Source organism: Isoptericola sp. Y541, from assembly GCF_059445465.1.
In genome coordinates, this window is sequence record NZ_JCAIUJ010000001.1 from 859,831 (window position 1) to 873,812 (window position 13,982).

A 13,982-nucleotide genomic window follows, 5' to 3' on the forward strand; every position below is an offset into this window, starting at 1 on the left:
ACGTCCCAAGAACGACGGAGTCTCAAGAAAATCAGGAGAGAGGTCCGTTGACAGGTCAAGGATCGTCAAGCAAGCACCGTCGGAAGGGTGGTTACGACCTCGTCGTGGTCGCCAACCGGCTCCCGGTCGACTTCACGGTCGACGACGACGGCGCTGTCGACTGGCAGCGCTCCCCCGGCGGGCTGGTCACCGCCCTCGAACCCGTGATGCGGGAGGCGGACGGCGCCTGGGTCGGCTGGTCCGGCGCCCCCGGCCTCGAGCACGAGCCGTTCGACGCCGACGGCGTGCTCCTGGTGCCGGTGACGCTCAGCCAGACCGACATCGAGCGGTACTACGAGGGCTTCGCCAACGACACCCTCTGGCCGCTCTACCACGACGTGATCTCCCCACCCACCTACCACCGGCAGTGGTGGGACGCGTACCGGAGGGTCAACCAGCGCTTCGCCGAGGCGGCCGCGCAGCAGGCCGCCCAGGGCGCCATCGTGTGGGTGCACGACTACCAGCTGCAGCTGGTGCCGAAGATGCTGCGCGACCTGCGGCCCGACCTACGGATCGGCTTCTTCGACCACATCCCGTTCCCGGCCGTGGAGCTGTTCCAGCAGCTCCCGTGGCGCCGGCAGATCGTCGAGGGCCTCCTGGGCGCCGACCTCATCGGCTTCCAGCGCGGCGGCGACGCGTCGAACTTCGTGCGGTCCGTGCGACGCCTCACCAAGCACACCACCCGCGGCCCGATCGTCACGGTCACCGACCAGAACGGCCGCCCGGGCCGGCACGTGCGCGCGGCGGCCTTCCCCATCTCGATCGACTCGCACCACTTCGACGCGCTCGCGCGCGAGCCGGAGGTGCAGGCCCGCGCCAAGGAGATCCGCGCCGACCTGGGCGATCCGGCGATCATGATGCTGGGCGTCGACCGGCTGGACTACACCAAGGGCATCCGGCACCGGATCAAGGCGTACGGCGAGCTGCTGCAGGACGGCCGGCTCGACGTCGAGCACGCGACGCTGGTGCAGGTCGCGAGCCCGAGCCGGGAGAACGTGGGCGCCTACCAGGAGCTGCGCGAGCACGTCGAGGGCCTCGTGGGGCGGATCAACGGCGAGTTCGGCGAGCTCGGGCACTCCGCCATCCACTACCTGCACCACTCCTACCCGCCCGCGGAGATGGCCGCGCTGTACCTCGCGGCGGACGTGATGCTCGTGACCTCGCTGCGCGACGGCATGAACCTCGTGGCCAAGGAGTACATCGCGGCACGCTCCGACGAGCGGGGCGTGCTGGTGCTGTCCGAGTTCACGGGCGCCGCGGACGAGCTCGCGCCGGGCCCGCTGCTGGTCAACCCGCACGACATCGACGAGATGAAGGACATCATCGTCACCGCCGCGCACCTGGAGCCCAAGGAACAACGCCGGCGCATGCGCCGCCTGCGCCGCAAGGTGATGGCCGACGACGTCGCCAAGTGGTCGCAGACGTTCCTCGGCGTGCTGACCGCGATGCCCTCACGAACGAGCCGCGTGTGACGGGCCTGACCGGCCCGGGGGACGCGACGGCGGCGCAGGAGGCGGTGGACCGCTTCGCCGGCCCTCCCAACATGGTCGGGGGCGCGCGCGCACGACTGGTGGCGCTCGACTTCGACGGCACGCTCGCGCCGCTCGTCGACGACCCGACCGCCTCGGCCATGACCCCTGCCGCCCGCGCCGCGGTCGACCGGCTCGCCGGGCTCGCGGCACAGGGCGGCCGGGACGAGCTGCAGCTCGCGCTCGTCTCCGGCCGGCACCTCACCGACCTCGTCGAGCGTTCGGGCGCCCCGCCGGGCACGTTCCTGGTCGGGAGCCACGGCGCGGAGACCGGCAGGGTGAGCGCCCACGGCGTCGACGCGGTCCCGCTGCGCCTGACCCCGGAGCAGGCGGAGACCCTCGAGCGCCTGCGCGAGGGGATGCAGGACGCCGTCGACGGGCGTCGGGGCGCGTGGGTGCAGGACAAGCCGAGCGCGGCGGTGCTGCACACCCGGCTGGCGCAGCCGGCGGACGTGCGGGCCGCCGTCGCCGCGGCGGACGCCCTCGCCGGGCGGCTCGGACTCGGCGCCATGCACGGGAAGGACGTCGTGGAGGTCGCGGTCGTGCCCACGTCCAAGGGCGTCGCCGTCGAGCGGCTGCGCGAGGAGCTGGAGGAGGGCACCGACCTCGAGGCGCTGGTGCTCTACGCCGGCGACGACACCACGGACGAGGCCGCCTTCGCCGTGCTCGGGCCCGACGACCTCGGCATCAAGGTGGGGCCGGGCCCCACGGTCGCCGCGCATCGCGTCCCGGACGCGGACGCGCTGGCGGCCCTGCTGCAGCGCCTTGCCGACGTGCTGGAGCGCTGACGCAGGGGCCGGAACGATCGTCCTCGACCCGTGACCTGCGGCGTGTCATGACCTATGTCACAGGCATGTACGATCGTCCCGGCGCACCGAGCCAGGCCTTCCGGCCCGAGCCGCGGTGCGCGCGACAACAGAATGTGTCACCGCAGACACGCCAGTCGTGAACGCGCAACGGCACCCACCCACAACGGATCGTCCGGCACGTACCTGCCGGTGGAGGGAAGCACCATGGCTACGGTCACTTTCGACCACGCGACGCGCATCTACCCCGGGACCGAGCGTCCCGCGGTCGACCAGCTCAACCTGCATGTCGAGGACGGCGAGTTCCTCGTCCTCGTCGGCCCCTCGGGCTGCGGCAAGTCCACCTCGCTGCGCATGCTCGCGGGCCTGGAGGACGTCAACGGCGGCAGCATCCTGATCGGCGACCGCGACGTCACGGACGTCCAGCCGAAGGACCGCGACATCGCGATGGTGTTCCAGAACTACGCGCTCTACCCGCACATGTCGGTGGCGGACAACATGGGCTTCGCCCTGAAGATCGCGGGCAAGCCGAAGGCCGAGATCCGCGAGCGCGTCGAAGAGGCCGCCAAGATCCTCGACCTCACCGAGTACCTCGACCGCAAGCCGAAGGCGCTCTCCGGCGGTCAGCGTCAGCGTGTCGCCATGGGCCGCGCCATCGTGCGTCAGCCGCAGGTGTTCCTCATGGACGAGCCGCTGTCGAACCTCGACGCCAAGCTCCGCGTCCAGACCCGTACCCAGATCGCGTCGCTGCAGCGCCGCCTGGGCGTCACCACGGTCTACGTGACGCACGACCAGACCGAGGCGCTCACCATGGGCGACCGCATCGCGGTGCTCAAGGACGGGCTGCTCCAGCAGGTCGGCACCCCGCGCGAGATGTACGACACCCCGCAGAACGTGTTCGTCGCCGGCTTCATCGGCTCGCCGGCGATGAACCTCGGCACGTTCGAGATCAAGGACGGCGCCGCCGTCCTCGGCGCCGCGACCGTCCCGATCGAGCGCTCCATCGTGGACCAGCTCACGGACGCCGACGGCGGCAAGATCACGGTCGGCTTCCGCCCCGAGTCGCTCGACGTCGTGGGCACGGGCGCGGAGGGTGCGTTCGACGTCAAGGTGAACCTCGTCGAGGAGCTCGGCTCGGACGCCTACGTCTACGGCGACCTGCAGAGCAGCGCCGCGGACCTGTCCTCCGGTTCCTCGGACCAGGTCATCGTGCGCATCGACCCGCGTGAGGTCCCGATGAAGGGCGACACCATCCGCGTGGCGATCAAGACGGGCCAGGCGCACCTGTTCTCAGCCGCGACGGGCAACCGCCTCAGCTGAGTCGCACCACCGTCCGAGGGGCGGACCCGGCTGCTGCCGGGTCCGCCCCTCGTCGCGTACCCTGACGATCGCGCCACGCCATCGCTGTGAGCGCGTCTGGCCCACTTCACGGGTCACGAGTGGGCCATTCTCACGCTCACACCGACAGGAGGGCCGTGGAACAGCTGCAGATCACCTCGGCGACGCCGGACTCCGCGCTGCTCGACCTGCCGTGGCGGACTCCGCTGGTCGACTGGCCGGCGGACGTGCTCGCCGCCCTCCCCCGCGGGATCTCCCGGCACGTCGTGCGGTTCGTCCGGCTCGAGGGCCGCGTGCTCGCGGTCAAGGAGATCAGCGAGTCCGTCGCCTTCCGCGAGTACGAGCTGCTGCGCCAGCTGCGCAAGCTCGAGATCCCGGCGGTCCGGCCGGTCGGCGTCGTGACCGGTCGGCTCGACGACGACGGCCAGCCGCTCGAGGCCGCCCTCGTCACCGAGCACCTCGCCTTCTCGCTCCCCTACCGCGCCGTCTTCAGCCAGGCGCTGCGCCCCGACACGGCCACCCGCCTCATCGACGCGCTCGCGGTCCTGCTGGTGCGGGTGCATCTCGTGGGCTTCTACTGGGGCGACGTCTCGCTGTCCAACACCCTGTTCCGGCGCGACGCCCACCAGTTCGCCGCGTACCTGGTCGACGCCGAAACCGGCGACCTGCACCGCGAGCTCTCGCGCGGGCAGCGCGAGTACGACGTCGACCTCGCGCGGACCAACATCATCGGCGAGCTGATGGACCTCTCGGCGGGCGAGCTGCTCGACGAGGAGGTGGACGAGATCGGCATCGGCGACGCGCTCGTCTCCCGGTACGCCGAGCTGTGGGAGGCGCTCACCGGCGTGGAGTCGTTCGACGCCGGCGACCGCTGGCGCGTGGCCGCGCGCATCGACCGGCTCAACGACCTGGGCTTCGACGTCGGCGAGCTGTCGATCACCACCGACATCGACGGCACCACGGTGCGCATCCAGCCACAGGTGGTCGACGCCGGCCACCACTCCCGCCGGCTGTTCCGCCTCACGGGCCTCGACGTGCAGGACAACCAGGCCCGCCGGCTGCTCAACGACCTCGACTCCTACACGGCCGCCACGGACCGGCAGGAGGACGACCCGCAGATGGTCGCGCACGACTGGTCGCAGAACGTGTTCCAGCCGACCATCCGCGCCGTGCCGCGGGACCTGCGCCGCAAGCTCGAGCCGGCCCAGCTGTTTCACGAGATCCTCGACCACCGGTGGTTCATCTCCGAGCAGGCGGGACGCGACGTCCCCATGCCGGAGGCCACGGCGTCCTACGTCGAGAACGTGCTGCGCCACCGCCCTGACGAGAAGGCCCTCCTCGGCCTCCCGCCCGGCGAGCAGGACCCGGGGGCCGACGCCTCCACCTCCTCCGCCGAGCCTGACGCCGCCCCCGAGGACGACCACTTCCACCTCTCCACCTGACCCTCGAGCTGGAGAACCCCGAGCCGCGAGATAGAGAAGCTCGGACGGGTCCGCAACCGGTTGCGGACCCGTCCGAGCTTCTCTATCTCGTGGCTCGGGGTTCTCTATCTCGAGGCGGCCTGGCGGGCCTGGGCCACCTCGTAGAGGGTGATCCCCGCGGCGACGCCGGCGTTGAGGGACTCGACGTCCGACGAGATGGGGATGGAGGCGACGGCGTCACAGGTCTCGCGGACCAGGCGGGACAGCCCATGGCCCTCGGACCCGACGACGAGCACGAGTGGGTCGGTCGCGAAGGCGAGGTCGCGCACCTCGGTGTCGCCGCCCGCGTCCAGGCCGACGACGAACGCGCCGGTCTTCTTCAGGTCGGCCAGGGCGCGCGACAGGTTGGTCACCTTGGCCACGGGCACGCGCGCCGCCGCGCCGGCGGACACCTTCCACGCGGACGCAGTCACGCCGGCGGACCGCCGCGACGGCACGACGACGCCGTGGGCGCCGAAGGCACCGGCCGAGCGCAGGACGGCGCCGAGGTTGCGGGGGTCGGTCACGCCGTCGAGCGCGATGATCAGCGGCGGCTCGCCCGCCTCGGCCGCGGCGTCGAGCAGGTCCTCGACGTCCGCGTAGTCGTACGGCGGCACCTGCGCGGCGACGCCCTGGTGCACGGACCCCTCGGTGAGGTGGTCGAGCTCGGTGCGGCTGACCTCGAGCAGCTGCACGCTGCGCACGGAGGCCAGCTCGAGGATCTCGCGCGTGCGGTCGTCGTGGTCGATGCGCGACGCCAGGTGCACCGCCGTCACCGGGACGTCGGTGCGCAGCGCCTCGAGCACCGCGTTGCGCCCGGCGACCACCTCGGCACCGCCCGTCGGCCGGCGCGTGCCGCGCACGACGCCCTTGCTTGCGCCCTTCTGCGCTTGGACGGTCTCGCGCTTCTCGGTCGCGACCTTGCGCTGGTGCGCCGGGTGGTAGGTGCGGTCCTCGGCCTTCGGCGTCGGGCCCCTGCCCTCCAGCCCCTTGCGGCTGTGGCCGCCGGTACCGACATGCGCGCCCTTCTTGCTGCCGGGCTTGCGGGTGGCGCCGGGGCGCCGGGTGTTGCCTGCCATGGTGTCTCTCTTCTCTCTCCGTAGGTCGAGCCTGTCGAGACCTGGTTTCGACAGGCTCAACCAGCGGGGGTCAGTCGGTGAGCGTCCAGCGAGCGCCGTCCGCCGAGTCCTGCACGACGACCCCTGCAGCCGCGAGCCGGTCCCGGATGGCGTCGCTCGTCGCCCAGTCCTTGTCGGCGCGTGCGACGATCCGGGCGTCGAGCTCCGCGGCGACCAGCGCGTCGAGCGCACCGCGGGCCTTCGAGTCGTCGGCGCCGACCGCCCACTGCGGGTCGGCCGGGTCCAGACCGAGGACGTCGAGCATGCCCCGCAGCACCACGAGGGCGGCACGCGCCGCGGCGTCGTCGCGCGAGGCGAGGGCACTGTTCCCGGCGCGCAGGTGCTCGTGCACGACGGCGAGGCCGGCGGGCACGTTGAGGTCGTCGTCCATCGCCTCGACGAACGCCGCGGGCAGCTCGGCCTTCGCGACCTCCTCGGTAGGGACGACGCCGACCCGCTCCGTCGCCCGCTCCACGAAGCCGGAGAGCCGCTCCCACGTGGCGCGCGCCTCGTCGAGGGTGTCGGGCGACCACTCGAGCATCGACCGGTAATGCACGGCCGCGAGCGCGTACCGGATCACGGGCGCGGACGCCTGCGCGAGCAGCTCCGAGACGAGCAGTCCGTTGCCGAGCGATTTGCTCATCTTCACGCCCTGCTGGGTCACCCACGCGCAGTGCATCCAGCGCTGCGCGAACGCGTAGCCCGCGGCGCGGGACTGCGCCTGCTCGTTCTCGTGGTGCGGGAACCGCAGGTCCAGGCCGCCGCCGTGGATGTCGAACGCGTCGCCCAGGAAGCGGCGCGCCATCGCGGAGCACTCGAGGTGCCAGCCCGGGCGGCCGCGGCCGAACGGGGTGTCCCACGACGCGGTGGCGGGCTCGCCCGGCTTGGGAGCCTTCCACAGCGCGAAGTCGTGCGGGTCGTGCTTGGCGGCGGCCGCCACGTCACCGTCGCCCGGCTCCGGGTTGAGGTCCTTGAGGCGCTGTTTCGTGAGCTCGCCGTAGGCAGGCCACGACCGCACGTCGAACCACACGTCGCCGGGGCCGGTCGAGTACGCGTGACCGCGCTCCACGAGCCGCTCCATGAGCTCGACCATGTCGGGCACCTGCCCGGTGGCACGCGGCTCGTAGGTGGGGGGCAGGACGCCGAGCGCGTCGTAGGCGCGCGTGAACATCCGCTCGTGCGAGGCCGCGAGCGCCCACCAGTCGACGCCGGCCGCGGCAGCCTTCGCGAGGATCTTGTCCTCGATGTCGGTGACGTTGCGAATCAGCGTGACACGCAGGCCCGAGCGCTCCAGCCAGCGGCGCAGCACGTCGAAGGCGATCGCGGGGCGGAGGTGACCGATGTGGGGCGGGGCCTGGACCGTGGCGCCACACAGGTAGATACCGACCTCACCCGGATTCAGGGGGACGAAGTCGCGCACGTCGCGCGTCGCGGTGTCGTACAGGCGCAGGGTCACCGGCCCAGCGTACCGGCCGGGCCCTCAGCCGAAGGTGCGCCCCTCGCCCCGGTACGTCGGCACGACGTCCACCACCTCGTCGCCGCGCACCAGGTGCACGACGTCGAACCGCTCCATGAGCTCGCCGGCCTTGGCGTGGCGCAGCCACACGCGGTCGCCGACGGCGAGCGGCCGGGCGCCCGGGCGGCGGCGCAGCGGCGTCATCACCTCGCCGGCGCCCTCGGCGCCGGTCAGCGCCCACCCCGGCGTCGCCACGCGCGGCAGCCGCGAACGGCCGGCGGGGCCCGAGGCGATGTACCCGCCGCCGAACGCCGTCGCCCAGCCGGGCCCGGGCACCCGCGCCACGTCGAGCCCGAAGAAGGCGGCCGGGCGCGGGTCGAAGGACCGGTACCCGTCGAAGAGCCCCGGCACGAACAGGCCGGACCCGGCCGTGACCTCGGTGACGGCCGGGCCGGCCGACGACGTCTCGAGCGAGCCGGTGCCGCCCGAGTTCACCAGCGGGACGTCGTGCCCGACGGCCGTGCGCACCGCGACGAGCACCTCGCCGCGGCGCCGATCGAGGTCGGGCACGGAGAGCCGCTTCACCAGCCGGACGGCGGGGCTGGTGTCGGGCAGGCCGGCGACCTGCGCCTCGTAGAACATCAGGCCGCGCAGCCGCGCCCCGGGCACGCCCTCGACATGCCGGGCGAGCGCCGCGACGTCGGCCGGGCTCCGCAGCGGGGACCGGCGGGTGCCGAGGTGCACCTGCAGCGGCCCGGCCGTGAGCCGCAGCGAGGCATCCACGTCCAGGCAGACGGCGACGTCGGGCAGCCCGTCCGCGCTCGTGCCGGCCGGCCGTGGCGCGTCGCGCAGCGCCGCGCGCAGCAGGACGAGCTGCGCGACGTCGTCCACCATGAGCGTGATCTCGCGCCGGCCGCGCACGTCGGCGGCGAGCCGGGCGAGGGCGTCCCGGTCCACGGTCGGGTACCCGACGAGCACGTCGCGCACCCCCTCCTGGACGAGCCACAACGCCTCGGCCAGCGAGAACGCCATGACACCCGAGAACCCGGCGTCGAGGGCCCTGCCCACCAGAGACCGCACGCGCACCGACTTGCTCGCCACCCGCACGGGCACCCCGCGGGCGCGGCGCCGCAGGTCCGCCGCGTTGGCGTCGAAGGCGTCGAGGTCGACCACGGCCAGGGGCGCCGTCACCTGCGCCGTCGCACGGGTCAACCGCTCCGTCGGGGTCATGACCGCACGCTACACCGGCGGGTGCCGAGCGCAGGATCTCCGCCCCCCGGGGGATCCGCCGGGGCGGCCCACCGTGGCAGAGTGTGCGCCGTGAGCCCGAGCAACGTCGCCCGCACACGTGTCCCCACCGACCGCACCGCGGCCGCCGCGCCGCTGCGCACCTGGGGCCGCACCCATACCTGGCAGCCCGCGCAGCGCACCACGCCGCGCGACGAGGGCGAGCTCGCCGTCGCCGTCGCGCACGCCGCAGCCGGCGGGTTGCGGGTGCGGGCGATCGGCGCCGGCCACTCGTTCACGGGCGCCGCCGTCACCGACGGACTGCACCTCGACCTCGACCTCCTGCGCGGCATCGAGGCCGTGGTGCCGCAGCCCGCCGGCACCTCCCTGGTCACGGTGCGGGCCGGGACCCGGCTGCACGACCTCAACCGGCTGCTGTCCGTGCTCGGCCTCGCGATGCGCAACCTCGGCGACATCGACCGACAGTCGGTCGCCGGCGCGATCTCCACCGGCACGCACGGCACGGGGGCGCGCCTCGGTGGGCTCGCGACGCAGGTGCGCGGGGTGCGCGTCGTGGGCGCGGACGGCGTCGTCCGGACCGCGACGGCCGACGACGAGCCCGGCGGCGCGGAGCGCGAGCTCTTCGAGCTGGCCCGGCTCGGCCTCGGGACAGCGGGCGTGCTCTCCGCCGTGACGCTCGAGGTGGTGCCGGCGTTCTGGCTGCGCGCCGAGGAGGAGCCGTGGCCGCTGGACCGCGTGCTCGAGCAGCTCGACGACTACGTCGACGACAACGACCACGCGGAGTTCTACTGGTTCCCCGGCACCCGGCGGGCGCTGACGAAGCGGAACAACCGCGCCACGCCCGCGGAGATCGACGCCTGGGCGACGGCGCGGGCCGGCGTCGGCGGCGCGCTGCGCACCGCGGGGGCCCGCGCCCGCGCGCTGCTGGACGAGGAGCTGCTGTCCAACGGCGCGTTCGAGGTGGTGAACCGGCTCGCCCTCGCCGCTCCCGGCCTGGTGCCCCGGCTCAACGCGGTCAGCGCGCGTGCCCTCGGCGCCAAGACATATGTGGCGCCGTCGGTCGACGTGTTCATCACCCGCCGGCGGGTGCGCTTCGTCGAGATGGAGTACGCCCTGCCGCGCGCCGCGCTGCCCGCCGTCCTCGACGAGCTCGACTCCTGGCTGCGCGCCTCCGGCGAGCCCGTGCCCTTCCCCGTCGAGGTGCGCTTCGCCGCCGCCGACGACGTCTGGCTGTCCACCGCGCACGGCCGCGACACCGCGTACGTGGCAGTGCACCAGTACGCGGCGATGCCGCACCAGCGCTACTTCAGCGCCGCCGAGCAGATCTTCGTCGCCGGCGGCGGACGCCCGCACTGGGGCAAGCTGCACACCCGCACCGCCGCCGACCTGGCCGCGCACTACCCCCTGGACGACGTCGCCCGCGTCCGCGCCGCCGTCGACCCCGACGGCGTGTTCCGCAACGACTACACCGACGCGGCCCTCGGTTCCTTGCCGAGATAGAGAGGGCAGACCCGCGAGATAGAGAGGCTCGGACGGGTCCGCCACCGGTGGCGGACCCGTCCGAGCCTCTCTATCTCGCGGGTCTGCCCTCTCTATCTCGGCAAAGCGGGACGACGAGCGCCGTGGCGATCGCGGCGACGCCCTCGCCGCGGCCGGTGAGCCCGAGGCCGTCGGTCGTGGTGGCGCTGAGGGACACCGGCGCCCCGGCGGCCTCGGTGAGCATGGCCTCGGCCTCGGCCCGGCGGGGGCCGACCTTGGGCCGGTTGCCGACCACCTGGACGGCGACGTTGCCGATCTCGAAGCCCGCCTCCCGCACGCGACGGGCGGCCTCCGCGAGCAGGACTGTGCCGGCCGCGCCCGCCCACCGGGGCTCGCTGGTGCCGAAGTGACTGCCCAGGTCGCCGATGCCGGCGGCGGAGAACAGGGCGTCGGCGGCGGCGTGGGCCGCGACGTCCGCGTCCGAGTGCCCGGCCAGCGGCCGCTCGCCGGGCCAGCGCAGGCCTCCCAGCCACAGCTCGCGGTCGGAGCCCTCCGGGGCGTAGGCGTGCACGTCGACGCCGAGGCCGGTGCGCGGCAGGGGCGGCGTCGGCGGCGTGGTGGGTGCCGGCACGGTCACGACTCCTCCTCGAGGAGCAGACCCGCCACCAGCAGGTCCCGCTCCGTGGTGATCTTCATGGCGGCCTCGTCGCCCGCGACGACGTGCACGAGCTCCCCGAGCGCCTCGACGAGGCCCGCGTCGTCCGTCGCGGCCCGACCCGCTGCCTCCGCGCGGGCCCCGAGCTCGTGCGCGCGGTCCAGCAGGGCCCGGTCGAAGCCCTGCGGGGTCTGCACGGCGCGGAGCAGTGCCCGGTCGGGCGTCTCCTCGACTCGCTCGACGGCTGGGCCCGGGCCCGTCGCGCCCGACGGGGCGACTCGCTTGACCGTGTCTGTGACGGGCAGGCCGGGCACCACGGCGCCGTGACCGGCCCGGACGGCGTCGACGACCCGGCGCACCAGGTCGGGCGGGGCGAGGGGGCGGGCTGCGTCGTGGACGAGCACCACGTCGTCGTCCGGACCGGCGAGGGCGAGCCCGGCGGCGACGGACGCCTGACGGGTCGAGCCGCCCACGACCACCCGGACCGGGAGCCGCACCCGGGGGTCCTGCGTGATGACGTCCCGTACGGCCGCGTCGAGCCCGGACGGGCAGGTGACGACCAGCGCGTCGACGACCCCGGACGCGGCGAGGCGGCGGGCGGCGTGGAGCACGAGGGGGAAGCCGGCCAGGTCGACCCACGCCTTGGGCAGGTCGCGGCCGAGCCGGGTCCCCGATCCCGCGGCGGTCAGGATCGCGAGCGTCGTCACGGCGTCACGGTACCGGAACGACGACGGCGACCCCCGGCCGATGCCGGGGGTCGCCGTCGTCGAGCGCTCGTGGCCCGGAGTCTCAGGAGGCAAGCACCTCGTCGATGATGGCGCCGGCCTTCTCCTCGTCGACGCCCTCGGCGAGCGCGACCTCTGACTCGAGGATCTGTCGAGCCTTGGCGAGCATGCGCTTCTCGCCGGCGGAGAGGCCGCGGTCGGCGTCGCGGCGCGACAGGTCGCGCACGACCTCGCCGACCTTGATCACGTCGCCGGACGCGAGCTTCTCGAGGTTCGCCTTGTACCGGCGGGACCAGTTGGTCGGCTCCTCCGTGTACGGCGCGCGCAGCACCTCGAAGACGCGGTCCAGCCCCTGCTGGTCCACCACGTCGCGTACGCCGACGAGGTCGACGTTCTCCGCCGGGACCTCGATCGTCAGGTCGCCCTGGGCAACCTTGAGCTTGAGGTACATCTTTTCCTCGCCACGGATCTTGCGCGTCTTGATCTCCTCGATCAGCGCGGCGCCGTGATGCGGGTAGACAACCGTCTCGCCTACTGTGAACGTCATCTGCAGATGTCCCCTTTCCCAGTCGCCGATTCTATCACGCGGGTCCTGACACCCGGGCCGCCCGCGGGGGCACGTGTGGCGCCATGCGACTACATATCCGCAGGTCAGAGGCCTGCTAACGGCATTGGACACGCACCACCCGTCCCGCATCGTTAGGATGTCCCCGGGCTCTCTGCAGGCCCGCCCCCGAACCGCGCACGGCGCGGGTCGACCCTGATGCCCCGTGCCCGTGAGGCCTCCCGAGCCCCGCGAGCCGACGCCTTCGAAGGAGAGCACGTGTCTCGCTCCGCCCGCCCCGCACGCATCGCCGCCGCCGCCAGCGTCATGGCGGGCGCCCTGCTGCTGGCCGCCTGCTCCCCCACGATCACGACCTTGCCGTACGCCCCGTCGGACGGCGCGCTCGTCAACCTCACCACCCAGGTCCGCGGCATCAACCTCCTGGTCGTCACCCCGGCCGAGGGCGAGCCGGGCGCGGTGCTGGGTGCGCTGGCGAACGACTCTGCCGAGGAGGTGAGCTTCGTGCTCGCGGTCGAGGGCACCGAGCCGCTGAGCATCGACGTCCCCGCCGGCCAGACGATCTATCTGAACGCCGACCAGGACAGCGACCGCGTCGTGGACGTGTTCGTCGACCCGGTCCTCGCGCCCCCGGGCGGCGACGTCGAGGCGCTGCTGTCGGGCGCCGGCGAGGACCAGGAATTCGACCTGCCGGTCCTGGACGGCACCCTGCCGGAGTACGAGCCCTACGTGCTCGAGCTCGAGGACCTTTGACCCGTCGGCCTCACCCGAAGCGGCCGGACACGTAGTCCTCGGTGGCCTGCTCCGCGGGCGAGGAGAAGATCGTCGACGTCTCGTTCATCTCGATGAGCCGGCCGGGCTTGCCGGTGCCGGCGATGTTGAAGAACCCCGTCCGGTCGCTGACGCGGGCCGCCTGCTGCATGTTGTGCGTGACGATGACGATCGTGTAGTCCTGCTTGAGGTCGCCGATGAGGTCCTCGATCGCGAGGGTCGAGATCGGGTCGAGCGCCGAGCACGGCTCGTCCATCAGGAGCACCTGCGGCTTCACCGCGATGGCGCGGGCGATGCACAGGCGCTGCTGCTGGCCGCCGGAGAGACTCGACCCCGGGCGCTCCAGCCGGTCCTTGACCTCGTTCCACAGGTTCGCGCCGCGCAGCGAGCTCTCCACCATCTCGTCGGCGTCCGACCGGCTGATCCGCCGGTTGTTGAGCTTCACGCCCGCCAGCACGTTGTCGCGGATCGACATCGTCGGGAACGGGTTGGGCCGCTGGAAGACCATCCCCACGCTGCGACGCACGGCCACCGGGTCGATGCCGTCCCCATAGAGGTCGACACCCTCCATCTCGACCGTGCCGTCGACGCGGGCGCCCGGGATCACCTCGTGCATCCGGTTGAGAGTGCGCAGGAACGTCGACTTGCCGCACCCGGACGGGCCGATGAGCGCCGTCACGGACTTCGGGTCGATCGTCATCGACACGTCCTGCACGGCGAGGAAGTCGCCGTAGTAGATGTTCAGGTCCAACACGTCGATGCGCTGTGCCATCGTCTGTCTCTTTCTGGTGGGCTG

Annotated in this window: 13 protein-coding genes; 6 read left to right on the plus strand and 7 right to left on the minus strand. The window is 73.1% G+C overall.

All coding sequences use genetic code 11. The features are described 5' to 3' along the window. Positions 1–47 precede the first annotated feature (47 nt). From AC1C2V_RS03870 to AC1C2V_RS03885, 4 genes are all read left to right on the plus strand, one after another. Positions 48–1,511, plus strand: a complete 1,464-nt coding sequence (locus AC1C2V_RS03870; protein ID WP_495388239.1) for an alpha,alpha-trehalose-phosphate synthase (UDP-forming) — start codon at positions 48–50, stop codon at positions 1,509–1,511. Beyond that, complete coding sequence (otsB, locus tag AC1C2V_RS03875) at positions 1,508–2,356, plus strand: trehalose-phosphatase (protein ID WP_495388240.1); 849 nt, start codon at positions 1,508–1,510, stop codon at positions 2,354–2,356. The genes AC1C2V_RS03870 and otsB overlap by 4 nt, the downstream gene beginning before the upstream one ends. Before the next feature lie 225 nt (positions 2,357–2,581). After that, complete coding sequence (locus AC1C2V_RS03880; protein ID WP_495388241.1) at positions 2,582–3,694, plus strand: ABC transporter ATP-binding protein; 1,113 nt, start codon at positions 2,582–2,584, stop codon at positions 3,692–3,694. 155 nt (positions 3,695–3,849) lie between these two features. Beyond that, positions 3,850–5,154, plus strand: a complete 1,305-nt coding sequence (locus AC1C2V_RS03885) for a DUF4032 domain-containing protein (RefSeq protein ID WP_495388242.1) — start codon at positions 3,850–3,852, stop codon at positions 5,152–5,154. 104 nt (positions 5,155–5,258) lie between these two features. Here the strand turns inward: AC1C2V_RS03885 and rlmB are convergent, their stop codons facing one another. From rlmB to AC1C2V_RS03900, 3 genes are all read right to left on the minus strand, one after another. Continuing rightward, positions 5,259–6,251, minus strand: coding sequence for a 23S rRNA (guanosine(2251)-2'-O)-methyltransferase RlmB (gene rlmB / locus AC1C2V_RS03890; protein ID WP_495388243.1), 993 nt, complete (start codon positions 6,249–6,251; stop codon positions 5,259–5,261). Between the two features lie 70 nt (positions 6,252–6,321). Continuing rightward, complete coding sequence (gene cysS / locus AC1C2V_RS03895) at positions 6,322–7,746, minus strand: cysteine--tRNA ligase (RefSeq protein ID WP_495388244.1); 1,425 nt, start codon at positions 7,744–7,746, stop codon at positions 6,322–6,324. A gap of 24 nt (positions 7,747–7,770) precedes the next feature. Beyond that, complete coding sequence (locus AC1C2V_RS03900) at positions 7,771–8,976, minus strand: alanine racemase (protein WP_495388245.1); 1,206 nt, start codon at positions 8,974–8,976, stop codon at positions 7,771–7,773. Between the two features lie 153 nt (positions 8,977–9,129). Here AC1C2V_RS03900 and AC1C2V_RS03905 point away from each other — a divergent pair, with 153 nt between their 5' ends. Further along, positions 9,130–10,494, plus strand: a complete 1,365-nt coding sequence (locus tag AC1C2V_RS03905; RefSeq protein ID WP_495388445.1) for a D-arabinono-1,4-lactone oxidase — start codon at positions 9,130–9,132, stop codon at positions 10,492–10,494. 70 nt (positions 10,495–10,564) lie between these two features. On the opposite strand, the gene ispF is transcribed toward AC1C2V_RS03905, so the two are convergent. The 3 genes from ispF to AC1C2V_RS03920 all read right to left on the minus strand — a co-directional run bounded on the left by ispF (position 10,565) and on the right by AC1C2V_RS03920 (position 12,400). Beyond that, complete coding sequence (ispF, locus tag AC1C2V_RS03910) at positions 10,565–11,110, minus strand: 2-C-methyl-D-erythritol 2,4-cyclodiphosphate synthase (RefSeq protein WP_495388246.1); 546 nt, start codon at positions 11,108–11,110, stop codon at positions 10,565–10,567. Then, positions 11,107–11,835 carry a 2-C-methyl-D-erythritol 4-phosphate cytidylyltransferase gene (gene ispD, locus AC1C2V_RS03915; RefSeq protein ID WP_495388247.1) on the minus strand — a complete coding sequence of 243 codons (729 nt, stop codon included), beginning with the start codon at positions 11,833–11,835 and terminating at the stop codon, positions 11,107–11,109. Before ispD ends, ispF begins: the two co-directional genes overlap by 4 nt. An 82-nt stretch (positions 11,836–11,917) precedes the next feature. Further along, on the minus strand, positions 11,918–12,400 hold the full coding sequence (locus AC1C2V_RS03920; RefSeq protein ID WP_079570762.1) for a CarD family transcriptional regulator: 483 nt from the start codon (positions 12,398–12,400) through the stop codon (positions 11,918–11,920). A 276-nt stretch (positions 12,401–12,676) separates the two neighbouring features. Between AC1C2V_RS03920 and AC1C2V_RS03925 the strand changes: the two genes are divergently transcribed. Next, positions 12,677–13,168 carry a hypothetical protein gene (locus tag AC1C2V_RS03925; protein ID WP_495388248.1) on the plus strand — a complete coding sequence of 164 codons (492 nt, stop codon included), beginning with the start codon at positions 12,677–12,679 and terminating at the stop codon, positions 13,166–13,168. A 10-nt stretch (positions 13,169–13,178) separates the two neighbouring features. Here the strand turns inward: AC1C2V_RS03925 and pstB are convergent, their stop codons facing one another. Further along, positions 13,179–13,958, minus strand: a complete 780-nt coding sequence (gene pstB / locus AC1C2V_RS03930) for a phosphate ABC transporter ATP-binding protein PstB (RefSeq protein ID WP_495388249.1) — start codon at positions 13,956–13,958, stop codon at positions 13,179–13,181. Between the last annotated feature and the right edge of the window lie 24 nt (positions 13,959–13,982).

Coding starts and splice junctions, on each gene's coding strand:
- AC1C2V_RS03880 (WP_495388241.1), top strand. CDS start 2,582: ATGGCTACGGTCACTTTCGACCACGCGACGCGCATCTACCCCGGGACC.
- rlmB (WP_495388243.1), bottom strand. CDS start 6,251: ATGGCAGGCAACACCCGGCGCCCCGGCGCCACCCGCAAGCCCGGCAGC.
- AC1C2V_RS03900 (WP_495388245.1), bottom strand. CDS start 8,976: ATGACCCCGACGGAGCGGTTGACCCGTGCGACGGCGCAGGTGACGGCG.
- AC1C2V_RS03920 (WP_079570762.1), bottom strand. CDS start 12,400: ATGACGTTCACAGTAGGCGAGACGGTTGTCTACCCGCATCACGGCGCC.
- pstB (WP_495388249.1), bottom strand. CDS start 13,958: ATGGCACAGCGCATCGACGTGTTGGACCTGAACATCTACTACGGCGAC.